Raw genomic sequence first — 22,263 nt, 5'->3', positions numbered from 1 at the left:
CAGCATACAGCCGAATCCACTTTCCCGTTAGTTCCGACTTTCATAGAACCACAACCAAAAAAGGTACTACGTTTCGTAGTACCCCCCACAATAAATACGCTATGTTTTTGGCTCAAAACCTTGCACCGGGCGTTCGCCCTAACCGCTAACGATCCTTTATGATCCCTTTTCGCCGCACCTTTTCAACGGCTTCTTTGCCGCTCTTTACGCCGAGCTTTTTCAGGATTTTATTAATTTGATTCTTTAACGTGCTTTCCGATTTGAACAGCTTATGCTCGATCTGCGCATGGGTGTACCCTTTCTCCATCAGCTCGAATACCTCCCGTTCCGCATGTGTTAAGCCCCGCAGCTGCTCCTCCCGCTTCAACCGGGAAAATTCCTTCAGCAGCGCCTCCATCGGACCGGCATGCAGCAAGGCACCGCGGATCGCCCCCGGCAGATCCTTGAACCTCGCCTTTTCGATATATTGCACGGCTCCTGCCGTAAAGGCCTGTGTGATCGTCTGCTCGTCATCCATGGAGGTTAACATGATCACCTTGGCCTGCGGCCTGATTTCCAAAATGTCGGCGGCCGTGTAAATGCCGTCCAGCTGTCCCAGGGTGAGCTGTATGTCCATCAACACAACATCAAACGAAAGGACGCGTGCCATGGCGGCTGCCTGCTCCGGCGTCTGGGCGGCCCCCGCTACCAGCATGTCCTCCTGTCCGTTCAGAAAAACAGTCATCGCCTTGATCCAATCGGGATCGTCTTCAACCAGAAAAATTTGTATCGGGCTCATTCCTCTCCCCTTCCTGCCAGTCGTACCAACACCCGGCGGGGGAAATACAGGGACACTTCGGTTCCTTCCCCCTGGCGGCTCTCCATGCCTATCGATCCCCCGCTTTTTTTCATCACATGGTATGCGTAGGAAAGACCTAATCCGTAATTGTTTCGTCGATCCTTCTTGGTGCTGTAAAAAGGTTCAAATACCCGCGCCTGGAGCCCATCCGGAATACCGTTGCCATAATCCTTGACCGAGACCACCGCGCCCCGTCGTCCGGCATCGACCGTCAATTCGATCACCCCGGCCCCGGGCGTAGCCTCGACTGCATTTTGCAGCAGGTTGCCCGCCGCCTCGGTAACATGAACCGGATCGATCAGCAGCCACGGGCGCTGCCTGATGTGGAGCTTGACCTCAACCCCATGACTGCGCAGCATTTCGTGCTCGCGCTGCAAGAGCTCCTTGACCAGATGATCCAGCCGAACCGGCTGCGCCTTCAGGACGAGCTCCTTCGTTTGCTGCTGAATCCTCTCCGTCATGGCAAGGAGATGCTCCGACGCCTGTGTGATGATCCCGAGCTGCTCAAGCGCAGCCCCTTGGTTCGGCTGCAACATTTGCTTCACATTTTCCGTGCTCAGAGCGATTTTTCCGATTTCATTCTTGAGGGTGTGGTTCAGCAGGGAGGTTCCCGTCGAAACCGCCTGCATCGTACGGTCTATCGGATCCCGTTCAACTTTCAGCCGCATGCCGAGCACACCATAAACGAACACGCAGATCAACCCGACGACGAACGAATATACGATCAGCAGCGATACATATTGAAAGAAATCGTAACCGGGGTACAAGAGGCTCCCGACATTAATCAGTAGCATCACGCCCAGCAGCGTAGGGACCATAATCATGGCCGTGATCAGCAGACTTCTGCGTCTGTTCGGGTTCATTTCTTGTACATAGGCCCGAATTAATAAATAGCACGATATGAAATAGTACGGAGCTGTCCAGACAAGCAGCAGCCCGAAATCGATCCGATGCTCAGGAGAAACGATGACTTGGAGTACCGTTACAAGCGGGGGCAACAGCAGCCCGAGCTTGAAGTACCTCAGCTTGACCGGATCGATCTGCTGCCGGGTGTACACGATGCAAAATACGAGCACCCCGTAAGGCGACATCGCATGATTGAAGCTTTGAATGATCGGCTCAAATGAAGCCGGTATAAAGCCGTCCGGCTCTAGGATTTCGGTTAAGCCGCCTACGCCTGAGCTGAATAAGAAGAAAGCCGCCCAGCGATTCACCTCTTGCCGCGGCTGGTTCGCCAGCAGCACGATTGCCGCGATCCATAAGGCCGCCACATAGTATAGCATTTCACATCGCCCTATCTCTTTCATTTTCTAGTTTCATCCTACCATACCTGTTCGACAAATGGAGCACGCTTTACATCACGAAAACACTCAGTTTACATTCAGCTGGATTTAAGCCAGAAATCAGAAACGATTGATAGCATGGTTTCAGAAGCAAATAAGCGAACTGACAGAAATGAGGTGGAAGCATGAACAAAGGATTGAAATACCGGAATGAACTGAAGTTTTTTGTCAACATGCATCAATACCGGATCATCCGGCAGCGGTTGAACCATTTGATCCGTCACGATAACCATGCGGGACCGTCCGGAGAATACCATATTCGAAGCCTGTATTTCGACGATATCAATAATAAGGCGCTGCACGAGAAGCTGGCCGGCGTCCGGGACCGCGTAAAATACCGGATTCGCATCTATAACGTGAGGGACGACGTGATCCATTTTGAGAAAAAGATAAAGTTCCGCGACTACATCGCGAAGCTGAAAGAGCCCCTTACCCGGGAGATGACGGACCGGATTATGGCGGGGGATTACGAATGTCTGTACCAGCCGGACAAGCCTCTGATGATGGAACTCTATCACGAGATGAAGCATAACCTGCTGCGCCCGAAGGTCATCGTCGATTATGTCCGTGAACCGTACGTATGCGCAAACGGCAATGTCCGGATCACGTTCGACAAGGAGCTGCGCACAGGGCTCCACTCGGTGGATCTGTTCAACCGGGAGCTGCTGCCGATCCAGGCTATTGATGAGAATCTGATCATTCTTGAAGTCAAGTATGACGAGTATATACCGGATTACATCAAGATTGCCCTGCAGCTGGAGGGACTTCAGCGCCAGTCCGCATCGAAATACGTTATTTGCCGAAAATTTTTAAAGTATAACGCTTGGGAGGATCAATAATTCATGAATGCAACGTCTAACGAAACGACCAACTTTTCTAATATTATCAAAAAATCCGTCCTCGAGAACTTCGCATCCGATATCAGCATCGCCAAAATATTGATTATGCTCGCCATCGCTTTTGTCATCGGATTGTTTATATATCTGCTGTATAAACGGGTATTCAGCGGGGTGCTCTATTCGAAGAGCTTCAACGTGTCCCTGATCGGAATGACCATGATTACGGCGGTTGTGATCATCGCCATCAACTCCAATCTCGTGCTCTCGCTCGGTATGGTCGGCGCGCTGTCCATCGTTCGTTTCCGGACCCCGATCAAAGACCCGACCGATTTGATCTTTCTGTTCTGGGCAGCTGTTGCAGGCATCGTAACCGGCGCAGGTTTCTATACGCTGGCGGCGATCGGTTCCGTGGTCGTAGGCCTCATTCTGTTCTTCTTCATAAAAAAAGCGTCAGTCGACACCCCCTATCTTCTTGTCGTCCATTGCCAAGACGAGCAGAGCGAGCAGGCGGTTCGCACTCGCATCGCCGAAGCGGTAAAACGTTACAATCTGAAGCAAAAAACCGTTTCAAACGGGAACATCGAGCTGACGGTGGAAGTCAGACTGAAGGATGCCGAGGGCGAATTCGTCAACAAGCTGTCCGGACTCCCCGGCGTCCATAACGCGGTCCTGATCAGCTACAGCGGCGATTATGTATCCTAAGACAGGTGGTGTCTCGATATGAAAACAAAATATGCCGCAGCTCCCCTGTCCCTTCTGCTGGCCTTGATGCTTCTCTTATCCGGCTGTCAGGATTGGCTGGCACCCGGTGCAAGCCAAGCAAATAAGGCGGAGGATGGGAGCCCAGCCGCGCAGGAGAGCGTGTCCACGGTGTTCCCGAAGGATCAGGTCATCGATGTGAAGATTACGATCGATGAAGCGGATTTTGCGGATATGATCGACAATGCCGAAGCGGAGGAGTATAAAGAGGCGTCGGTTGATTATAACGGGCAGAAGTTCGAACATGTCGGCATTCGGACCAAAGGCAACTTGAGCTTGCGGAGCGTGGTCAACTCCGACTCCGATCGTTATAGCTTCAAGCTGTCCTTCGATGAATATGTGTATCAAACGCTGGACGGGATCAGCAAAATCAATCTCAACAACAACTACAGCGACGCAACGTACATGAGAGAATTTCTCGCCTACGAGCTGGCGGCATCCGCTGGCCTGCCAACGCCTGGCTTCTCGTACGTCAATGTCTATATTAACGGCGAGCTTTGGGGATTCTACCTTGCCGTCGAGCAGATCGGCGATTCTTATCTGGAGCGCCACTTCGGGAATGCATACGGTGCCTTGTATAAGGGCGTCATGACCGGCGCCGGCAGCGATCTGACCTGGCTCGGTCAGGATCCGGATTCGTACACGGGCCTAGAAATGAAGTCCAAATCCTCCAATGACGACGTTCTGATCGACATGCTGGATGAGCTGAATAACGGTTCCGATTACGAGCAGGTTCTTGATGTGGACCAGGCGCTGAGGTATATCGCCCTAAATGTGGCCGCATCGAATATGGACAGCTATCTCGGCATGAACAAACAGAATTATTATTTATATGAGAATAAGGGGGTCTTCTCCATTCTCCCTTGGGACTACAACATGGCCTTTGGAGGGTTCGGCGGTTCCGGCATCCTGATCGACGAACCGACCCAAGGGGCCGTAGCCGAGCGGCCGCTCGTTGCGAAGCTCCTGGAGGTGGGTGAATACAAGGAGCGCTATCACGCCATCCTTCAGGACATGCTGGATGGATACCTCAAGCAGGAAACGTTCGCGAAGCGCGTGGAACAGCTCAAGGCGCTGATATCCGAGCACGTGCAGCAGGATCCGCGGCCTTTCTATACGTACGAGCAGTACGAGGAAGCCGTGCCTGCCCTGCTCACATTCGTCCAGCAATCAACGGAGAATATCCAGCAGCAGCTGGACGGCACGCTCCCTTCTTCCGGAGACGGCAGCGGCAGCGGTGGCGGCATGGGTCCCGGAGGCTTGGGCGGCATGCGCCAGGGCGGTGCGGGCGGCATGCGGCCGGGCGATGCAGATCCTGCAGGCAGCATGCCGCAGGGTGAAGCAGGTCCTGCTGGCGGTATCGGCGGTATGCCCGAGGATGCCGCTGGCACTGCAAACAGAGCCAGCGGTAATATGGAGCAGGATAATGCGGGGGCTGCTAAGAGCGATACTGGCCTGGGCGCTGCTGACGATACCAACGGCGGTATACCGCAGAATGGCCCGGGCGCTGCTGAAGGTGCCAACGGCGGACAGGACGTGACACCGCAAGTGGATCGCGGGATAACCGCTAACAGCTCCGGCAACACGGCGACAAACACGGTGGCCGATAGCGCAGCCGCAGCAAATCGCACGGCCGATAACAAGAACACCGTTCCCGCATCGCAGGCGCAGGCTGGTGAACAAACACCGGAGCTGTCGCAGCAGCAATCACAGCAAGAAGCCCAGCAGGAGTCCTCGCTGGTAACGCCACAGCAATCCCAACAAGGAGCTCAGCAACTTCAGCAGTCGCAGCAAGGAGCCCAGCAACCATTCCAACAGGACGCAGCTGCCCAAGGAGCGGTGCCCGGGAATGCGTCAGCCCCGGACACCAACGCTCAAACCGGGCAGCCGAATGCCAATCAGGAGCAGCAAACGAATCGCTTTGGCGAATTCGGCGGCGGGATGGGCGGCGGAATGCCGGGCGGCCGGGGCATGGGACTGCAGGATTGGAACAACAGTCAAGACCAGGAGCAAGGGAATATGCAAGAGCTGGTCTATACCGTGATCTCCATCCTCCTTCTCATTGCGGCCTGTCTTATCGTTACGCTGTATAAACGCAAAAAGCTGTAACTCACATCTCATCAACACATAACAAGCTCCATTCATTCCAAAGCGAATGAATGGAGCTTGTTGGTTACATACCATATTCCTTTATGCTAAACGCCCAAGTAAATCCAGAATGACAGGCAGCGCAATCATAACGGCTGCGGCGGTAATCGTCACAGCTGTCATCTGGCGGGACATTCTCCGCTGCGTGGCCTTGGAGCGGTACCATCCGCCAAACTGCAGACGATTACGGTACAGAACCATAAACCCAAGCACATTCCCTAAGAACAGGAACAGGATATAATAGTCTTTCCATAACACCCATGACTGCAAAACAGCCAGTTCGATATTCGTTACGATCGCAGTACCGAGCATGAATAAGACCATCATTCGGACGATTTCCAGCATGGCGCTTCCCAGCTTGGCCATCACGCACCCCTCCCCTCATACTATGATCAGCGTGGACAGTTCCGGACCAGCCGGAAGCCTTCTAACACTTCTATGATATCCCGTAATCGCACACCATCGACGTAGGTTATCTCATCTCTGGGCCGTGCATGCACCGATCACGATGGTTCAATCCCCTGCTAACCGCATGACAACATCAAGGTGCTTCGCTGTTCAGGTCGGTAACGGGAGAATGCTCCGCTTTCTTCGCATGACTGTTTACATAATAGCTTTCCAGCCGCCGGCTCCCCCATAAGGATAGAGCGATAAAGGCCAGAACGCCGACAAGCTTATACGGCTCGGCTGCAATGTCGGACAGGTTCGCACCTATATAGGATACGCAGAATACCATAATGCCTTTTCCTAATGTTACGGCCAGCAGGTAGGATAGGATATGCATTCTCGCCAGACCGGCGGCAATATTAACGGCGACAAACGGACCGACCGGTAAAATGCCGAGCAAGAACACGTAACTGAACCCGTTCTTCTGAATCCATCGCATTCCCCGCTGTACCTTGGGCTTGGCTGCCCAGCGCGCGAGAAAGCGGCTGTCGGATATTTTCCTCACCAGGAGAAAGGTTGTCAGGCAGCCTGCGATCATGCCGATCCAAGAATACAGGAACCCTTCCCATAACCCGTATACGGCGGCATTCACCCCTACGATCACAATCGTCGGCATTGGCGGAACGAAGGATTTCATGAAGGTCAGCAGGATCCCCGGCAAAGGGCCAAGCGCTCTGAACTGCTCCAGAAACCACTCCAGGTTGCTCTCCGTAAAATAAGACGTGATATCCAAATAACCCGTTGGCATTGCGTTCACTCATTTCTATCGTCAGTTGCCTATAGTATAAATCAATACCGACCCTGAATCTATATAAGGATTAGCTTGCTTTTCAGGGAGCCGGTGTCAGTCCAGCAATCAGCTTACACTTATCCGATCAGCTCCAGCTGTCTTAGGTGATGTTTGTCATGCCAAATAAAATCCTTCATAAACTGCGCGACCTTAAACGGATGACCGTCTTTATCCGTGTAATCCCCGTCGTACACATCCTCCGGCATGGACCGGATCGCTTCGATCAGCTGCTCCCGCGCTGCAATCGTCTGGCGGACCAAATCCTCGGTTGTGCTTGCTTTCGCATAATCTCTGGCATTTTCATTAAACTCGTCATAGTTCAAGTGTTCAGAGGTCGGAGCTTCCCCGCGCGCAATCTTCTCAATCGCCTCTGCGAAAAAGTATTCGTCCCATCTGAAAATATGACAGACAACCTCGCGAACCGTCCACTTGCCTTCGGCCAGCGGGGTGCTCCACAACGTTTCATCCCGATCTGCAAGCTCCTTTACCCGATCGATCCATTCCCCATATTCGCTGAGCAGCTGTTCTTTCTCACTCATCTTCGTTCCTCTCCCTCGCTAATAATTTATGATAAAATCCGTTTAGTCTATCATCCGACCAGTTATACATGTCCAGCAGAGCTGCATAAGGATCGCCTGGAATTCCCAGCAGCTCCGCAAAAGCCGGCTCCGTCTTGATTCCCGCTTGCTTCAGTTCGATAATCCGTTCTCTTCCGGCTTCGCCTATCAGCTGAAGCAGCCGATACTCTACGACCATATGCCGGTATCCGTTCTGCTGTTTCGTCGGCACAGGCTGGCCGAATATTTCGAACATCCAGCCTTTGTACCGGAAGCGGACCACGATGCGATCCATGCCATTAACGTTTCGGCTATCGACCGACAGATCCGGCAGATGTCCGAAAACCTCGTGGATGGTCTGTTCAAATGCAGCGAAGTCCGTAACGCGGCAGGCGATATCGAGGTCACTTCCCGGGATGTCGATGCCAATAGGGATCGTGCCAACGAGAATCGGATCATACGGTGCCAGATGGGCAAACAGCCTCAGGTCATCCATGACGAGCGCGGCCTGCCTCTGCTTCTCCGTACCCTGATACAAATAATCGATATTCAGAAACTTTATGTCCTGCATGCTCAATCTTTTTCCTTTCCCGGCCTGCTGCACGCCATCGAACCAACCAACAAACTAACAAACAAAACCTCCCCGCAAATTAGGCTGCCGGTCTGGAAGAAGGATCGTATCCTGTAGCTATCCCCCAGGTCCTACCTTTCCGTCCACGTCGTCCGGACATATCCGAGCCGCATACCGACCGCTTCCATATTGCGGTGGCTTTGTGACAAGAACCCGCACTGGCCGACGACTAAGCTGCAGCCCGTTTGCTGGGCGATCCGAATCCGATGGCGAAGGAGCAGCCGATGCAGTCCGTGCCTGCGATATTCGGGCAGCGTCGCCCCGAAAGTTAGAGAGGCTATGCCTTCATTTATGTACATCACACCAGCCGCGGCAGGCTCATCCTGCACATAGGCAAGATAAAATCTCCAGCCTTTCCGCGCTGCGAGCACCCGGTTATTTGCGGCCACGGACGGAATCCCCTGATCAGGAAGTCCGGTTCCCCGGCAATGGATCGTCGCATACCGCTCGAACTCATGCTCGGTGACATGCCGGATCTCGATAGCCGAATCCGCCTCTTCTTCCATGTTGACCGGATGCATATACATCGAATTATGAAACCCTGACTGGTACAGCCCTCGTTCCGCAAGCGCCTTCAAAAGTTCCTCATTTGCCGTGGAGGGCACGATCTCGATCTGAAATCTCCGATCCCTCGACCGGTAGAAATCAACTATGGCATCCAGATGGCCGATGTCCTCCGATTGAATGCCTTTTACGGTGTTAAAGGAAAGCCACGGCATGGTCTTGCTGTACAGGCACAACGCATGGCCGAACCGTTCGATCAGGACGCCCTCCGGGTTGCCCGGCCGCTTTGCAATGGCATCCATCCGATCGTGCATGTACTCCGTTTCGGAGCGCTGAATATGTAAGATTACCTCTTTCGTTGGGAGCTCGTCCATGATAACCTCCATCGATCTGTGATAGGACGGCGATAAGAGAACAGCCTGAAGATCATACGAGCTATGCATCCTCAGGCTGTTTGTCTATCACCTATTTATTTCGTGCTGCCGGGCAGATCGCAGGATCCGTCGGCACATATCCCCGCATCCTTCTCGTTCACCATCACAAGCGGATGGGCTTCACGGTAGGCTTTCTCCAAAGCGTCCGTAAATACCTCAAGCGGCTGTGCGCCGGATACGCCGTACTTGCCTCCGAGCACGAAGAAAGGCACCCCGCGAATACCCAGCTGGTGGGCAGCCGCTTCATCAGCGCGTACTTCCGAGCTATATGCGTCTCCATCAAGCACCGCATCTGCCTCTTCCCGCGACAAACCAACCTCGGCGGCCAGATCGGCCAGCAAGGAGCGGTCCTGCAGATTGCCGCCCTCTGTAAAGTGAGCGTAGAACAACCGCTCTGTCATCTCTTTCATTTTTCCATGCTGACTTGCAAAATGAACCAGTCGATGGGCATCGAAGGAATTCGCTGGAATGATGCGGTCCATGTGATACGTGAGGCCGACGCTTGCCGCCTGCTGCGTAACGTTGGCGTTCGCCGCCCGGGCTTGCTCAATGCTCATCCCGTATTTTGAAGCCAGCAATTCATCCATCGACACGCCCGGCTCATACGAAGCGTCCGGATCAAGCTCGAAGCTCCGGTAAACCACCTCGACCTGATCCTTATTCGGAAATAAGGCCAGTGCATTCTCGAAACGACGCTTTCCTATATAACAGAACGGACACATAAAATCCGACCAAATCTCAACCTTCATCGTCTTACCCCCTGCAAGCATGTATTTTACTTACTTATTGTAACTTTCTTTCTGGATTACTGCAAGAAAAGTCCTGTATCACCACATAAGGGAAAGGCAAATTCGGTCTTCTGATCGTAAAAAAGATGGCTATCGTCCACCTGTCATTTATATCGTTTCCAGTCCATATCACTGTTCTCCAGCAAATACTCAAAATCGTTATCACGGCGCTTCTGCTCCGCTGCGCGGGCGGCCTCGCGCTCCTGTCTTTCTTTCTCCAAACGCTCAGCCTCCGAGGCCTTTAATGTTTCGGAGGTTTCCTTCAATTTCTGAAGCAGCTCTGGGTTCAGAAGATCCTTCAACGTTGCCGGCTTGTCGGCCTGCGAAGCACTTGGAGCGGGCATGTTCCGTTTCTTTTTAGCCATATTCACTCACCTCGGTTTCCTCATCATTATACCATCTTCCATGCGGACTGACAGCACTGGAGGATGCAAAAAAAGAGGGCCTGGCGGCCCTCTCTTCTCTTTTATGTATAATATAAAGGGCGATCGATGGGACTTGAACCCACGAATGCCGGAGCCACAATCCGGTGCGTTAACCCCTTCGCCACGACCGCCATCTTATAAATGGACTAGCTGTCCGGATAATTAATATAGCATAGGATTCAAGATTGTGCAAATTGTAAAAGTTGCCATCCAGATCCATGCATCTTCATCAAAACCCTGCTCTCGCGGATTGCCGGCCACTGCCGGATTGGATCGAAACATATTGATTTCTTTCTGCGGTAAATACTATACTAACGAGAATGTTGAAGAAACGGTTATTCGAAAAAAAACGTAAGCACGGGTGTACGAAAAATTACTAAAAACCGTTTGTATTGTGTTGCAGCTGGAGGTCGATTCATCATGATTTATCATATTGATTATCTTTCCGAAGCGCTTCATGTTAAGGGTTACCTGGGTCTTCCGCCTCAGCTTCCCCATGCGATTAGCCAGTCTATGGCTGACATAGCCGGTACTCAGCCCGGCGTTTCGGTCAAAGGCACACTGGCTTGCTCATGGCGCCCGGATAAACAATTTCAACATCCTGGCGGATCAACCCGCAAGCTTCCCCTCCTGATCTATTGCAGGGGCGGAATCGGCCGCGTCGGAGCGGTGCGCCTGAAGTGGATCGAAGAGTTCGCGATGCACGGCTTCGCGGTCTTCGCCCCTGCATATCGCGGAAACGAAGGCAGCGAGGGGCGGGATGAGTTCGGCGGAGCCGATACGATGGACGTCGTAAACGCAATCGATTGGCTCAGGAACATACCTTGGATCGACCCGGCCCGGATTTATCTGCTCGGCTTCTCCCGGGGTGCGATCAATGCCGCCAAGGCAGCGGTTATCTCGCCAGTGGTTGCGAAGCTCATTCTATGGAGCGGGGTATCGGACCTGGCCCAAACATATGAGGAACGGATCGACCTCAGACGGATGATGAAACGGGTTATCGGCGGCTCTCCGAACAAAGTGCCGGAGCGATATCTCGCTAGGTCTCCGCTGCATTACGCGGAGCAGCTTGAGATCCCGGTGCTAATCGTCCACGGGACCCTCGACGAGCAGGTCCTTATCGGGCACAGCTATCGAATGGCGGACAGGCTCGCGGAGCTTGGCCGGCAGGTGGAGACCCATTTCTACCGGGATCTGAAGCATCATTTTCCCCCGCCGCAGCATGAAGCGGCGGTTCATCGCATGTGCGATTGGCTGATGAAAGTTTAACGGCTCCCGGGTTTAGGCTCTCGGGATGCCATCAGTTTGACCGCCGTCCCAATCAGACCTCCACCTGAAACATGGAATCAACAATCACCGGTAGTTGGTCCCTAAGGGATATCGCACCAAAGACGGACCGTGCATGACTCCCGTTATCCCCGAACACTTCAACCATTAGATCAGAGAAGCCGTTCAGCACCTTGTGATGCTCCTCATAATCCGGAGAAGCATGGATAAACCCTTGGACCTTGACTACGCGCTTCACATGATCGAGAGAGCCCAAAGCTTCCTTCAATACGGCCAGCACTTCGATGCCGGCGGAACGGGCGAAGGCATATCCCTGCTCGGTCGTATAATCTACCCCCAGCTTGCCTCTCGGATGACCCGCAGGACCTTTCCCGGACACATACATTATTCCGTCTACGATTACGTAATTGGCGTATTTCGCTGCAGGTACGCTAGCCGCAGGCAAAACGATCCCCATCTCCGCCAACCGCTGCTCCACATTCCCTCCCATGTCCGTCTACTCCCCTTTATCATATTTTCCATTGAATTTCGATTATTGTATCATGGAAAATTCCCTTTGCAAGCAAAATGCTGTTCCCCCTGCCTAAAGATTTCTTACTCGCTTAATTGTTGTTACCCTGATTTGAAAATTATGGATTGACAGTCGGCAAACGATCCTTTACAGTATCTCATATATGAAAATGATAATCATTATCGTTTAGTTTGCTGTTATTATTCTACATACAAGGAGAATCGAAATGAAGAACAAGCTGTTCATTCCCTTTATCGTTTTGCTTTTAGTGATCCTCAGCGCTTGCGGCTCTGATTCAGGAACGCCAGCCTCATCGACTCAAAATAATCAGGACACTCATAACACTCAGAATGCGGACACGACGACGGTCGCCAATCCATCCGAGGAGACGATCACGTACCAATCTGAGAAAGGTCCCGTGAAGGTTCCTGCCCATCCCAAACGGATCGTAGCGTTGACGTATGCACCGAACGTGCTCTCGCTCGACGTACCGCTGGTTGGCGTCGATCAGTGGACGAATGCGAATCCGTTGTTCAAGGACAAGTTGGAGGGCGTAACCGTCGTTTCGGAGGAGGACCTCGAGACGATTATCGAACAGGATCCGGATCTGATCATTGCCGGCACCGAAATGAAGAATCTCGATAAGCTGGGCCAAATCGCTCCTACCGTTGCTTTTACCTGGGGAAAGCTGGACTATTTATCCCAGCAGCTTGAGATCGGAAAGCTCCTCAACAAGGAGCAGGAAGCTCAGGCATGGATCGATGATTTCAAGCAGCGTGCGGAAGCAATCGGCAGCGAAATCAAAGCGACGGAAGGCGATGATGTCTCCGTTTCCGTGTTTGAAACCGATTCGGCCAAGAACTTCTACGTATTCGGCAATAACTGGGCGCGAGGCACCGAAATCCTGTATCAGGCCATGGGATTGAAAATGCCTGAAAAAGTCGAGAAGGATGCCCTCGGCCCCGGATATTTTGCGTTGTCGCAAGAGGTGCTCTCCGATTATGCGGGAGATTATATTGTGCTTAGCCGAAACTCGCAAGCCGATACCGCGTTCATGAAGACCGATATTTGGAAGGGCATCCCGGCCGTCAAAAACGGACATGTCATTGAAATCGATACGGAGGCTGCCACTTATAGCGATCCGATTACGCTTGAATATTTGCTGAATATTTTCAAGACCGGATTCCTTGGCGACGGCTCGACCGATTAATGAATTACAATGATCGAAACCAGACTCCCCCGAATCAAGTTCTTTCCCGAGCTTGGTTCGGTTTTTTTTTTACGTTATTCCTGATTATTTCGGGCTTGCTCTGATATTTGAAAATATTTTTCTTGTTTCTAAGCAAAGAATAATCCCCTTTGTAAAGGGCAACATAATTCTGGTACCTGTCCTCCACTAAATAAATCAACTTTAACGGAAAGGAGTTGCACCTCAATGAAGAAAATCCTCGCTTCATTCTTAGCCGGATTAAGCTTGGCTCTCGTTCTTGCGGTTCCAGCTTTTGCGAATAATAACAACATGAACACAAACGATGTGAATGCCAACAACGTGAACACCAACAGTTATAACGCAAATGCTACACGTGACAACGATACAGACTGGGGCTGGCTGGGATTAATCGGTCTTGCTGGCCTCGCCGGTCTGAGACGCCGCAATCCTGAACGTCAATAGTCAAAAAGTTCAAAAGCATACGTGATTTTGTTCTTTTTGACCGCCTTTTTGCCGGCAGTTTGGTAAGATTATGAATACGTTTGTGTAGTGAGCCGCATCTCGTTAAACATCAAAAAGGCTGTATCTTAGCAGGCATTGGCTTGCCAAGATACAGCCTTTTGTCGCAAAGTGAACCTTAACCGGCTTACCCGGACGACTATTCATTTAACTTCCAGCCATTGCTTAAGAAGTGCACACCTATTGAATATAGAAAGAATAGGAAGCATAGCGCTGGGCGTTCGGGATCGCCTTCCAGACGTCAACGGTCTCCGCTCCCGGATACCAGTAGGCGAAGCCGGCAACTTGATACGCCGAAGCCATCAGGTGCTTCACGGACAAGGAACGGGCGTCCTCTGTCCAGATCCGATGCTGAACGCCGCCAGAGCGGTATTCCGCTTCATATTGTCCCGCTTCCGCATTCCACGATATCGGAGCCTGAAAGCTTCGAATTCGCCGGCCCTGCTCCACCAAGGTGATATCCTCGGAGGAAACGCTGGAGGCCAGCTTCCAGTCCCTCGTATACAACGGAAAGGCGACAATCGCTTGATTCGCCCTAATCTGGGTCAGGAGCCGCTGTAATGCAGATTCCGACCAAGAAATGGACGATACGGAGCCTGCTTTGGGCGAGCCGCCCCAATGCTCGTCGTAGCTCATCAGCACGAGATAATCCAGCTGCCTGCCGAGTGCCGCATAATCGAACGCCGCCGTCCAATCCGTGTTTAGATCCGGGGATACGTCAATCGACAGCTTGGCACCCAGGCGCTTCATCTCAGCAGATAATAACGTAACGAACAGCGTCAGATTCTCACGATCCTGGGGCATCACATTCTCAAAATCAATGTTGATTCCATCCAGTTCATACTTCACGGTATTGGCAGCGATGCTGCTGATCACCGATTGCCGGAGCGTGGCGCTGCTAAGGATTTGATGCGTCATCTCGGCGTTGCTCCGGTTTCCTATCATCGCCCACACTTCACGGCCGTTCTTATGCGCCCAATTCAGCAGCGCCGTATCCGTATTATCCGACAGCTTACCAGAGGCGTTCAGGTAATACCATCGCGGCACGAGAACGTTCAGTCCAGCCCTCTTAGCATAGCTTATATACTGGCTGGTCGTTCCGTTATACAGCCATCCCATTCGTACGCTTGCTCCTTCTTGGCGGTCCAGCACGGATTGGACGTTGCCCGTACGAAGGACGCGGTCCAGCAGCATGGCGGTCTCTTCGCGGGTAATCGGATCCAGCGGTCTGAACCGGCCCTCGCCTCCCTGCAGCCATCCCGTTTCCGTTGCTCGTCCTACGGCGCTCCGGGCCCAACCGGCAATGGAGCCCGAGTCCGAGTATCTCCAGGCACTGCTCCCGCTGCCTTTACCGCTCTCCTTCATCGCCCGGACCATCATGACGGCAGCCTCCTGCCGGGTAATCTGCGCATTCGGATAGAAATATGCACCGCTCCCCTGCACGATCGATACGTTCAGTCCAGCATGCACATAGCCGTAATACCAGGCAGCAGGCCGTACATCCCGGAACGCGGACAGGTCATTGTTCACGGGTGACAGCTTCAGCAGCCTTGTCAGCATCGCCGTGAATTCGGCTCGGGAGATGTGGTTTTTCGGCAAAAAAGCTCCATTGCCGTCCCCGCTTATGATCCCCCGCTTCGCCAAACGCAAGATCGCTTCCTTTGCGTAGCTTCCGGAGATATCATGAAACGCGGGCTGGCTTGGAGCCCCAAGTCCCGATACCTGAACAGGATGAATCACGCCTGCCAGTAACAGCAAAACACATAACGTCAGGAAATACTTCTTCAAGTGGTACGCCTCGATTCTATCATCTGATTATCTCAGCATATCAGATGATCGTAGAATCGGGCATTGCTCATTTATTGGTAATATCGCTTAAGCTCTTTCCGTACTTCAGCAGGAAAGAATAACGGCCCCGATCCCATCCACAGTCAATGTTGTCGGGGACAGCTGTTTGATCGTCTCTTCCCCTAAGAGGACGGTCCATTCTCCAAGCTCCGGCAGACTTAAGGTAGCCTCGTTTCGGCCGGCATAATAGAGAACATAGAGATGCCGGGCCTGATCGCCGCCGGCGTGATCTCGCAGCGTGAAGGCGATCGCCTGCTCCGGACAAGCCTCGAAACGCAGATGCTTACGAATCGTTTCCGCATCCCGCAGCCGGAATGCCGGACGCTCCTTGCGCAGCTGGATGAGCCGCTGAATATACTTGACGCCGTCCTGATGCTCCGCTGCTTGCCGCCAATCCAGGCGGTTCACCTCATCCGGCTCATTATAGCTGTTCTCGACCCCGCCTTTGGACCGGTAATATTCCTGACCGGCATGAATGAACGGAATCCCTTGGCTGGTGAGCGTGATGGCCGATGCCAGCCGGTGCATGTCCCGGCGAATATCATCGCTCTCGCCAGCCGTGGAGAGCTGGATTTTGTCCCAGAGCGTATGGTTATCGTGACACTCTACATAATTCACATTCTGGTCAGGCTCGGATGCAAATGACCGTATATCCGCCGAATACGAAATACCACCGGCAACACCCTGCTTCACCCGGTCCTTGAGCCCAGTTCCTCCGCTAATAAAGCCTTTGTATTGATATTTAAAAATATCGCCCTTAACCGCATCGCGGAACCCATCGTTAAAATGTCCGATTCTCGGCATCCGGTCAGCCTGCTGCTGATTGGCGCGCAGCTGCGGCGCAAGCTCGGTGTCCATGACCCAGCCTTCCCCGATCATGATGATCGACGGATCGATCTCATCAAGCGCTCCGCGGATTGCATTCATCGTCTCTACATCCATTAGGCCCATCAGATCGAAGCGGAAGCCGTCAATGCGGTATTCCTTGACCCAGTGCAGGACGGATTCCACAATGAATTTGCGCATCATCGGCCGCTCGGTTGCCGTATCGTTGCCGCAGCCCGAGCCGTTCGAAAACTTGCCGTCCTTCTTATAACGTAGATAATAACCTGGCACAAGCTTCGTGAAGTTGATTAAGTAACCATCGTACACATGGTTATACACCACATCCATGATGACCCGGAGTCCGCGATCATGCAGCGCTTGGACCAATTGCTTGAACTCGCGAATCCGAACTTCCGGCACATAAGGATCCGAGGCATAAGAACCTTCGGGCACATTGTAATTTTTCGGATCGTAGCCCCAATTATATTGCGGCTCATCAAGCCGAGTCTCGTCCACGCTTTCCGTTGCGTAATCGAATACGGGAAGCAGCTGCACATGGGTAACCCCGAGCTCCACAATGTGATCAAGTCCCGTCCGGATTCCTTCGGGTCCTTTTGTGCCCGCTTCGGTCAGCCCTGCGAACTTTCCCTTAAGATGAACTCCGCTGTCTGGATGGATCGTGTAATCCCGAACATGCAGTTCATAAATGACGGCATCCACAGCGCTTTCAAGCTTAGGCTTCGCTTCGGTCCAGCGCTCCGGATTGGTTGTCGACATGTCTAGAATATAAGCGCGGTCGCCGTTAACGCCTACGGCCTTGGCATAAGGGTCAATGGCTTCATTCCATTGCTCACCAATGCGAACCTGATAGGTATAGAATCGGCCCTTCAGGTCCTCTTTCACCCGCAGGAGCCATGTTCCCGATACATCGCGGGTCATCGCATAACGGTCCGCCTCCGTTGTCTTCCAATCGGAATAGACTAACACATAGGCCTCGCTTGCCGTCGGCGCCCAGAGGCGGAATAGGCTCTCCTGCGGACGATAGGTCAGGCCGAGATCGTCACCGTCATAATAAAATAATTGATCAAATTCCTTGGAGAACACCGATACGCCGCCGGTTACTGACAGATCTCCATAATCGATAACAGCATTGCTCTCTTTCTGTACGGACAAGCTCTTCACTCCTCATCTCTTCCTGCTGTGCTGCAGCCGCTGCACCTCTTCTTCCGTTAAGGACCGATTACCATAACGGGCCTTCTCATAGAGCTCGACCAAGGTCTCGGGCATCCGCTCCCGCGAATGTTCCTGCCAATCCTTAAGATCGTTCTCCGTTTCCCGGGGCGTTAAGGCTGCCTTCCAATTATACCCTTCCCGGATGCTTTGCAAAAGTATCCTGCGGTACATTTGGCGGATGATCTGATTCGGATCATGTCGCTCTTCGCCGCGATCCTTCTTGGACAAACGCATGCTGCCGAGAGCCCGCCGCAGCCGCTGCCCGGCTCGTTCATGCTCGATATCCTCGACCTCATCCTCATACCCCAGCGACGTTTGGGCTTCTTGCCGGGACATCATCCGATTCATCCACTTGGAGAGGATCCCGAGGAGCTTTGGCAGATGCTTCCCAAATCTCAAAAGAAGCAGCATAAGGCCGATTCCAATCGCGATAAATACGCCGTAAACCAGCGCCGATTCCAACCATTTCATGAACCGGCTCGGTCTCTTCTGCTCGCTGTCGGGCAGCTGGAGTTCAGGCGGCGGTTGAGGCGTCGCCTGCGATTCCGGAGGTGTCTCCGGACCTGCACTAAACAGTCCCGATAACCAAGAGGTCAGCCCCCGGGCCATCTCCTCGAACCAATGACGGAGCTGGGGAAGAAAAGCGATCGCTGCGATGATCAGAAGCAGCACCACGACGAATGAGCGGTTATATCGAAGCACGCGTCGTTCCAGCACAGGCTGATCCTTGCCCGGAAGCGTTTCGTCCAGCACCAGCTGCTGATTTACGATAAGCAGCGTAAGTGCCAATGCTCCTGCTCCGAACCAAGTAAGAACCGGTATTCCCGTCCGGAATGAATCCATGAAGGCCAGCACGAAGCTGCTGGCGCCGTATAGGATCAGGCCGACCAGGTAATAGGTTCCGGGAAACATGCTGCTCCAATCGATCTGCTCCATCCGGCTTCCGCGATAGCTGGCTGTAAATAGTACCGGAATCGCATAAGCCAGAAGGATGTCTATGCCTAATATCCAGCCCCCCAAGGCGATGGATACTACAGCGGCCCACATCACTGCTTTGAACTGCCGGTTCAAGCGAAGATAGGCACTGCCGGCATAGCCGATCAGATATGCTCCCCATGCTGCAGCCGGCCAAAGCCATGTCAAGGAATCGGGGAACAGGTAATAGGCGGGAATGAAAAGCACAGGGAAATAAAGGATGCACTCTACCAGGCTGTTAAAGAAAGCCCGCAGCAACCCGAATCCGCGGATCCTCATGCGGACACCTCCTTGCCTGCCACGATCATCCCGTCCTCGAGGAGCGCAACCTCGACGGAGTGGCCTTTCATCCTAAAGCGCTCAAGCAATGCTTCCAGCCGGGGACTTACATACGTCGTGAGCAAGATCATATCCACCGATTCCTCCTGGCGATCCAGCATGGACAGGAGATAATCATGGAACGACAGCTTACGGGTGAGCTCAAGCTTCGCAAGAAGTTCAAGGATCAAATCCTGCTGGGCTTCGCCGCCGGCTGCAGGGAGAAGCATGTCCTGCTCCTCTCCATCCACCACGGCCCCGTTCGTACCGAATCCAACCTCGATGCCTTGCGAGAGCAAGTGTGCGCTAATACCGGCCGCCAGACGAATTCCGTATTCAATCGGCTCCGGCCGCGTTACCTTGGTCCACATCCCCTCATGGTCTTCAATATTCAAGTAGATCATAAGGCGGCAATCCGCGGTCGTGTCCCGCCGGTATACCTGAAGGCTGCCCGTCCTGGCGGTGGCTTTCCATTGAATGTCCTTCATCGGATCGCCGCTGCGGTACTCGCGCACGCCGGAGATATGGAACGGATCCTCCATAATCCAACGCCGGACCAGCAGCTCGCCGATCCATGTTCGTACCGGGAGCTCCATCTCTGAGACGTCGAGCGGCCTCGGATACACCGTAATCCCGCCGGGAAGCGTCATGCTCTGCACGACGGACTGGATCCCCAGCAGATCGCCCGTCGTCATGGAGACGGTTCCAAGCCGGTACACGCCGCGCTGCTTTGCCGTGATGCGGTGCCTGCGCACGATTTTGGTCCAGGGAAGAAGGCTGAAGAAGCTCTTATGATTCTGGTTGTACTGTCCTTCGCTAATATTCAGATTCAGCTGGCTCTCAAAGGCAAGGCCTGTCCGAAATTGCGATTCAACCCGCAGCCAGGGAACCGGCAGCGCTTTCCGGTTTTCAATCGTCTCAATCAGCTCGATCGAATCTCCCTCATAGCAGGATGACGCCTTAAATGATCGGCTGTAGGTCAATTTTTTCAGCGCCGTTCGCTTGAAGAGCATGCCCTGCAAAAAAATGATCACAGCGGCGATCAGCAAAATCCAGTAAGCTCCCATCCGCGAGCCCCCTTAAGGCGCGATGCCGGCTTCCGTCGGTACCGGTACCTGTGTCAGCAAGCGCTTGATGACATCCTCCGCCGCCTCCGTCAAGCTCCGGCCTCTGACGCCGCCGCGCAGCTGCAAACGATGGGCCCACGCCGGCACAGCGAGCGTCTTCACATCGTCCGGCGTTACGAACGCTCTGCCCTCAAGAACGGCCTGAACCTGGACGGCCTTAAGCAGTGCCTGGCAGCCCCTTGGGCTTACGCCTGCGACTACGGCTTCGTCGGCTCTGGATTGCTCGGCCAGCTTTACGATATAAGATAACAGCTCGTCGCTCACATGCACCTTGTTGACGACTTGCCGTGCTTGAATCAGGCTGCTTGAAGCGGCAACCGCCGTCAGCGATTCCAGCGGCTGCTGTTCCTTGAACCGTTTTAGAATATCGACGCTCTCCTCGGCGGAGGGATATCCCATGCTCAGCTTAAACAGGAAACGGTCCAGCTGCGCTTCCGGCAGCGGGAAGGTTCCCTGCTGCTCCAGCGGATTTTGGGTCGCGATAACCAGAAACGGCTCCTGCAGCGCATGCGTCACGCCGTCAATGCTGATCTGGCGCTCCTCCATGCATTCCAGCAGACTGGCCTGCGTGCGGGGCGTAGCCCGGTTGATCTCATCCGCAAGCAGGATATTGGTAAACAGCGGGCCTGGTCGAAATTCAAATTCAGATATTTTTTGATTATAGAAGTAGATGCCGCTCAAATCCGAAGGGAGCAGGTCCGGCGTAAATTGTACTCGCTTGAACGTGCAGTCGACAGATCTTGATAAGGATTTGGCCAGCAGTGTTTTCCCCGTGCCCGGAACATCCTCGAGAAGCACATGGCCTGCGGTCACCATCGCGATGAACAGCCTGTCAATGAGCTGCTCCTTGCCTACAATAACCTTGGTTACGTTGGCACGGATCTCGTCTCTTAAGCGTCGAACGGAATCAAAATCGGTAATGATGGTAATCACTCCTTATGTTATAAGCATATCCATCAAAGTTCGTCATCAGCTACCTGGATTCCTGTTCGAGCCCTAAAATTAGCCGAAGTTCCTAAACTCGTATTAGCTGGACTTCGTGAACCTTATGAACCATATACCGTCTGATCATCGCCGGTTTCCGCGAGCTCGGCCAATTCCTGCTCCGCCTGCTCCCTGCCGTCCACGCGGATATCGATATAGTGCTTAATCTGCGGCGGATCCGCATAATAAGGCTCTAAAGCCTGAACCCACGTCTTGTAATCCGGATGGCCCCGGAAGCCGATCAGATGGTCCTTGATCCCCGTCCAACGGATCAGGAGTATATATTCGTCCCGATTCTCCACGCATTTGTGAAGCTCATGATCGACATATCCCTTTTTGGTCAACAGAACGGCTGAAGCCGTCCGGAAGGTACTCTCGAATTCACTAGCCAACCCCGGCTTGATATGCAGAACAGCGGTTTCCAGAATCATGGCGCTTCCCCCTCTTCACATCCGTCATTTTCGCGGCTTGCTCGCGTTTTGACGGATCATGTTCGATACAGCCATAGAATGCATTAGGTGCAGTGAAGTATATGCTGGTATAATGGGAAGCATGAATACTCTTACAAGGATGAGACCATCATGGCATTCGGCATTACCAAACAAGAATTGCAGCAATGGAAGCAAAAGGTGTCTCGGGGAGAAATCGCATTTTTGACGCATTTCTGGTATGATCAGCGCTTCCCTGAGTTTCATACCGTGACGAAGGTGGGATGTTCGGACCTCCGCCGTCTTGAAGACTGGTGCTTGACCAACGGTCTGAACCCGCAATATATTCATGATCGGCAGCCTTACCCGCATTTCGACTTAATCGGTCCGAAGCAGACGGAGCTGCTGCGAAAATATGAGCTGGAGGACCATATCACCCGTTTCGGCTTGACCTAATAAACCCGCCTCTTGGCGGGAGTTCGTCGGAGATTCCCA

General features: G+C 53.1%; 23 protein-coding genes and 1 tRNA gene. 7 read left to right on the top strand and 17 right to left on the bottom strand.

Going from position 1 to position 22,263, the window contains the following annotated elements:
• Positions 1-145: 145 nt before the first annotated feature.
• On the bottom strand, positions 146-778 hold the full coding sequence (locus NSQ46_RS12210; RefSeq protein WP_342576807.1) for a response regulator transcription factor: 633 nt from the start codon (positions 776-778) through the stop codon (positions 146-148).
• Positions 775-2,145, bottom strand: a complete 1,371-nt coding sequence (locus NSQ46_RS12205; RefSeq protein WP_251537283.1) for a sensor histidine kinase — start codon at positions 2,143-2,145, stop codon at positions 775-777. Before NSQ46_RS12205 ends, NSQ46_RS12210 begins: the two co-directional genes overlap by 4 nt.
• A gap of 161 nt (positions 2,146-2,306) precedes the next feature.
• Between NSQ46_RS12205 and NSQ46_RS12200 the strand changes: the two genes are divergently transcribed.
• Genes NSQ46_RS12200 through NSQ46_RS12190 form a run of 3 tightly spaced genes read left to right on the top strand, consistent with a single transcriptional unit; the run spans position 2,307 to position 5,888 of the window.
• Complete coding sequence (locus tag NSQ46_RS12200; RefSeq protein WP_213616974.1) at positions 2,307-3,020, top strand: polyphosphate polymerase domain-containing protein; 714 nt, start codon at positions 2,307-2,309, stop codon at positions 3,018-3,020.
• Positions 3,021-3,023: 3 nt separating this feature from the next.
• Complete coding sequence (locus NSQ46_RS12195; protein WP_342576806.1) at positions 3,024-3,722, top strand: DUF4956 domain-containing protein; 699 nt, start codon at positions 3,024-3,026, stop codon at positions 3,720-3,722.
• Positions 3,723-3,740: 18 nt separating this feature from the next.
• On the top strand, positions 3,741-5,888 hold the full coding sequence (locus tag NSQ46_RS12190) for a CotH kinase family protein (protein WP_251537281.1): 2,148 nt from the start codon (positions 3,741-3,743) through the stop codon (positions 5,886-5,888).
• Between the two features lie 81 nt (positions 5,889-5,969).
• Here the strand turns inward: NSQ46_RS12190 and NSQ46_RS12185 are convergent, their stop codons facing one another.
• The 8 genes from NSQ46_RS12185 to NSQ46_RS12150 all read right to left on the bottom strand — a co-directional run bounded on the left by NSQ46_RS12185 (position 5,970) and on the right by NSQ46_RS12150 (position 10,634).
• Positions 5,970-6,293, bottom strand: coding sequence for a hypothetical protein (locus NSQ46_RS12185; RefSeq protein WP_251537280.1), 324 nt, complete (start codon positions 6,291-6,293; stop codon positions 5,970-5,972).
• A 175-nt stretch (positions 6,294-6,468) separates the two neighbouring features.
• Positions 6,469-7,122: a TVP38/TMEM64 family protein gene (locus tag NSQ46_RS12180; protein WP_007128558.1), complete on the bottom strand. Its 654-nt coding sequence runs from the start codon at positions 7,120-7,122 to the stop codon at positions 6,469-6,471.
• Positions 7,123-7,241: 119 nt separating this feature from the next.
• The gene (locus NSQ46_RS12175; protein ID WP_210095077.1) at positions 7,242-7,703 is read right to left on the bottom strand and encodes a DinB family protein; all 462 of its coding nucleotides are present in this window, start codon (positions 7,701-7,703) and stop codon (positions 7,242-7,244) included.
• Positions 7,696-8,292 carry a DUF4269 domain-containing protein gene (locus NSQ46_RS12170; protein ID WP_007128560.1) on the bottom strand — a complete coding sequence of 199 codons (597 nt, stop codon included), beginning with the start codon at positions 8,290-8,292 and terminating at the stop codon, positions 7,696-7,698. Before NSQ46_RS12170 ends, NSQ46_RS12175 begins: the two co-directional genes overlap by 8 nt.
• A 131-nt stretch (positions 8,293-8,423) precedes the next feature.
• The gene (locus tag NSQ46_RS12165) at positions 8,424-9,230 is read right to left on the bottom strand and encodes a GNAT family N-acetyltransferase (RefSeq protein ID WP_007128561.1); all 807 of its coding nucleotides are present in this window, start codon (positions 9,228-9,230) and stop codon (positions 8,424-8,426) included.
• 95 nt (positions 9,231-9,325) lie between these two features.
• On the bottom strand, positions 9,326-10,039 hold the full coding sequence (locus NSQ46_RS12160; RefSeq protein WP_007128562.1) for a DsbA family oxidoreductase: 714 nt from the start codon (positions 10,037-10,039) through the stop codon (positions 9,326-9,328).
• Positions 10,040-10,182: 143 nt separating this feature from the next.
• On the bottom strand, positions 10,183-10,443 hold the full coding sequence (locus tag NSQ46_RS12155; RefSeq protein ID WP_007128563.1) for a YqkE family protein: 261 nt from the start codon (positions 10,441-10,443) through the stop codon (positions 10,183-10,185).
• A 118-nt stretch (positions 10,444-10,561) separates the two neighbouring features.
• Positions 10,562-10,634 (bottom strand) — tRNA-His (locus NSQ46_RS12150).
• 289 nt (positions 10,635-10,923) lie between these two features.
• On the opposite strand from NSQ46_RS12150, the gene NSQ46_RS12145 reads away from it, so the two are divergent.
• Positions 10,924-11,772, top strand: a complete 849-nt coding sequence (locus tag NSQ46_RS12145) for a prolyl oligopeptidase family serine peptidase (protein WP_213616978.1) — start codon at positions 10,924-10,926, stop codon at positions 11,770-11,772.
• A 52-nt stretch (positions 11,773-11,824) separates the two neighbouring features.
• Here the strand turns inward: NSQ46_RS12145 and NSQ46_RS12140 are convergent, their stop codons facing one another.
• Entirely contained in the window at positions 11,825-12,280 is a 456-nt protein-coding gene (locus NSQ46_RS12140; protein ID WP_007128565.1) for a RidA family protein, read from the bottom strand.
• A 247-nt stretch (positions 12,281-12,527) separates the two neighbouring features.
• Between NSQ46_RS12140 and NSQ46_RS12135 the strand changes: the two genes are divergently transcribed.
• Together NSQ46_RS12135 and NSQ46_RS12130 are read left to right on the top strand one after the other, a co-directional pair.
• Positions 12,528-13,511 (top strand): iron-hydroxamate ABC transporter substrate-binding protein, encoded by a 984-nt coding sequence (locus tag NSQ46_RS12135; RefSeq protein ID WP_007128566.1) that lies wholly within the window; start codon positions 12,528-12,530, stop codon positions 13,509-13,511.
• A 225-nt stretch (positions 13,512-13,736) separates the two neighbouring features.
• Positions 13,737-13,973 carry a WGxxGxxG family protein gene (locus NSQ46_RS12130; RefSeq protein WP_007128567.1) on the top strand — a complete coding sequence of 79 codons (237 nt, stop codon included), beginning with the start codon at positions 13,737-13,739 and terminating at the stop codon, positions 13,971-13,973.
• Positions 13,974-14,210: 237 nt separating this feature from the next.
• On the opposite strand, the gene NSQ46_RS12125 is transcribed toward NSQ46_RS12130, so the two are convergent.
• The 6 genes from NSQ46_RS12125 to NSQ46_RS12100 form a co-directional block, all read right to left on the bottom strand.
• Positions 14,211-15,818, bottom strand: a complete 1,608-nt coding sequence (locus NSQ46_RS12125) for an S-layer homology domain-containing protein (protein ID WP_007128568.1) — start codon at positions 15,816-15,818, stop codon at positions 14,211-14,213.
• Between the two features lie 105 nt (positions 15,819-15,923).
• Positions 15,924-17,876, bottom strand: coding sequence for a type I pullulanase (gene pulA, locus NSQ46_RS12120; protein WP_007128569.1), 1,953 nt, complete (start codon positions 17,874-17,876; stop codon positions 15,924-15,926).
• 12 nt (positions 17,877-17,888) lie between these two features.
• Entirely contained in the window at positions 17,889-19,190 is a 1,302-nt protein-coding gene (locus tag NSQ46_RS12115; RefSeq protein WP_210095078.1) for a DUF4129 domain-containing protein, read from the bottom strand.
• Positions 19,187-20,296 carry a DUF58 domain-containing protein gene (locus NSQ46_RS12110; protein ID WP_210095079.1) on the bottom strand — a complete coding sequence of 370 codons (1,110 nt, stop codon included), beginning with the start codon at positions 20,294-20,296 and terminating at the stop codon, positions 19,187-19,189. The genes NSQ46_RS12115 and NSQ46_RS12110 overlap by 4 nt, the downstream gene beginning before the upstream one ends.
• A gap of 12 nt (positions 20,297-20,308) precedes the next feature.
• Positions 20,309-21,289 (bottom strand): MoxR family ATPase, encoded by a 981-nt coding sequence (locus tag NSQ46_RS12105; RefSeq protein ID WP_007128572.1) that lies wholly within the window; start codon positions 21,287-21,289, stop codon positions 20,309-20,311.
• 113 nt (positions 21,290-21,402) lie between these two features.
• Positions 21,403-21,771: an antibiotic biosynthesis monooxygenase gene (locus NSQ46_RS12100; protein ID WP_007128573.1), complete on the bottom strand. Its 369-nt coding sequence runs from the start codon at positions 21,769-21,771 to the stop codon at positions 21,403-21,405.
• Positions 21,772-21,921: 150 nt separating this feature from the next.
• On the opposite strand from NSQ46_RS12100, the gene NSQ46_RS12095 reads away from it, so the two are divergent.
• Positions 21,922-22,224, top strand: a complete 303-nt coding sequence (locus NSQ46_RS12095) for a hypothetical protein (RefSeq protein WP_028406288.1) — start codon at positions 21,922-21,924, stop codon at positions 22,222-22,224.
• The last annotated feature ends 39 nt before the right edge of the window (positions 22,225-22,263 follow it).

Origin of the sequence: Paenibacillus sp. FSL M8-0142 (genome assembly GCF_038597315.1) — a bacterium.
Lineage (GTDB): Bacteria > Bacillota > Bacilli > Paenibacillales > Paenibacillaceae > Paenibacillus_AQ > Paenibacillus_AQ lactis.
Note: the sequence above shows the minus strand (reverse complement) of the source record. Positions and strands in the feature narration are given on the sequence as shown.

Excerpts from the sequence above, each read along its gene's own strand:
- NSQ46_RS12210 (WP_342576807.1), bottom strand. The coding sequence starts at position 778 with ATGAGCCCGATACAAATTTTTCTGGTTGAAGACGATCCCGATTGGATC.
- NSQ46_RS12205 (WP_251537283.1), bottom strand. The coding sequence starts at position 2,145 with ATGAAAGAGATAGGGCGATGTGAAATGCTATACTATGTGGCGGCCTTA.
- NSQ46_RS12200 (WP_213616974.1), top strand. The coding sequence starts at position 2,307 with ATGAACAAAGGATTGAAATACCGGAATGAACTGAAGTTTTTTGTCAAC.
- NSQ46_RS12195 (WP_342576806.1), top strand. The coding sequence starts at position 3,024 with ATGAATGCAACGTCTAACGAAACGACCAACTTTTCTAATATTATCAAA.
- NSQ46_RS12190 (WP_251537281.1), top strand. The coding sequence starts at position 3,741 with ATGAAAACAAAATATGCCGCAGCTCCCCTGTCCCTTCTGCTGGCCTTG.
- NSQ46_RS12185 (WP_251537280.1), bottom strand. The coding sequence starts at position 6,293 with ATGGCCAAGCTGGGAAGCGCCATGCTGGAAATCGTCCGAATGATGGTC.
- NSQ46_RS12180 (WP_007128558.1), bottom strand. The coding sequence starts at position 7,122 with ATGCCAACGGGTTATTTGGATATCACGTCTTATTTTACGGAGAGCAAC.
- NSQ46_RS12175 (WP_210095077.1), bottom strand. The coding sequence starts at position 7,703 with ATGAGTGAGAAAGAACAGCTGCTCAGCGAATATGGGGAATGGATCGAT.
- NSQ46_RS12170 (WP_007128560.1), bottom strand. The coding sequence starts at position 8,292 with ATGCAGGACATAAAGTTTCTGAATATCGATTATTTGTATCAGGGTACG.
- NSQ46_RS12165 (WP_007128561.1), bottom strand. The coding sequence starts at position 9,230 with ATGGACGAGCTCCCAACGAAAGAGGTAATCTTACATATTCAGCGCTCC.
- NSQ46_RS12160 (WP_007128562.1), bottom strand. The coding sequence starts at position 10,039 with ATGAAGGTTGAGATTTGGTCGGATTTTATGTGTCCGTTCTGTTATATA.
- NSQ46_RS12155 (WP_007128563.1), bottom strand. The coding sequence starts at position 10,443 with ATGGCTAAAAAGAAACGGAACATGCCCGCTCCAAGTGCTTCGCAGGCC.
- NSQ46_RS12145 (WP_213616978.1), top strand. The coding sequence starts at position 10,924 with ATGATTTATCATATTGATTATCTTTCCGAAGCGCTTCATGTTAAGGGT.
- NSQ46_RS12140 (WP_007128565.1), bottom strand. The coding sequence starts at position 12,280 with ATGGGAGGGAATGTGGAGCAGCGGTTGGCGGAGATGGGGATCGTTTTG.
- NSQ46_RS12135 (WP_007128566.1), top strand. The coding sequence starts at position 12,528 with ATGAAGAACAAGCTGTTCATTCCCTTTATCGTTTTGCTTTTAGTGATC.
- NSQ46_RS12130 (WP_007128567.1), top strand. The coding sequence starts at position 13,737 with ATGAAGAAAATCCTCGCTTCATTCTTAGCCGGATTAAGCTTGGCTCTC.
- NSQ46_RS12115 (WP_210095078.1), bottom strand. The coding sequence starts at position 19,190 with ATGAGGATCCGCGGATTCGGGTTGCTGCGGGCTTTCTTTAACAGCCTG.
- NSQ46_RS12110 (WP_210095079.1), bottom strand. The coding sequence starts at position 20,296 with ATGGGAGCTTACTGGATTTTGCTGATCGCCGCTGTGATCATTTTTTTG.
- NSQ46_RS12100 (WP_007128573.1), bottom strand. The coding sequence starts at position 21,771 with ATGATTCTGGAAACCGCTGTTCTGCATATCAAGCCGGGGTTGGCTAGT.
- NSQ46_RS12095 (WP_028406288.1), top strand. The coding sequence starts at position 21,922 with ATGGCATTCGGCATTACCAAACAAGAATTGCAGCAATGGAAGCAAAAG.